The 638-nt window shown below is 55.8% G+C and carries 1 rRNA gene; it reads right to left on the bottom strand.

The features are described from left to right. Positions 1-638, bottom strand: a 23S ribosomal RNA gene (locus FS608_RS29745); the annotation flags it as partial.

The following is a 638-nucleotide window of genomic DNA, read 5'->3' as shown; positions in this document are numbered from 1 at the left end:
GCTTCCACCTCTGACCTATCAACCTGATCATCTTTCAGGGTTCTTACTAGCTTGCGCTATGGGAAATCTCATCTTGAGGGGGGCTTCATGCTTAGATGCTTTCAGCACTTATCCCGTCCGCACATAGCTACCCAGCGATGCTCTTGGCAGAACAACTGGTACACCAGCGGTGCGTCCATCCCGGTCCTCTCGTACTAAGGACAGCTCCTCTCAAATTTCCTGCGCCCACGACGGATAGGGACCGAACTGTCTCACGACGTTCTGAACCCAGCTCGCGTACCGCTTTAATGGGCGAACAGCCCAACCCTTGGGACCGACTACAGCCCCAGGATGCGATGAGCCGACATCGAGGTGCCAAACCTCCCCGTCGATGTGGACTCTTGGGGGAGATAAGCCTGTTATCCCCGGGGTAGCTTTTATCCGTTGAGCGATGGCCCTTCCATGCGGAACCACCGGATCACTAAGCCCGACTTTCGTCCCTGCTCGACTTGTAGGTCTCGCAGTCAAGCTCCCTTGTGCCTTTACACTCTGCGAATGATTTCCAACCATTCTGAGGGAACCTTTGGGCGCCTCCGTTACTTTTTAGGAGGCGACCGCCCCAGTCAAACTGCCCACCTGACACTGTCTCCCACCCCGAT

The organism is Bacillus sp. X1(2014) (assembly GCF_007678255.1).
Note: the sequence above shows the minus strand (reverse complement) of the source record. Positions and strands in the feature narration are given on the sequence as shown.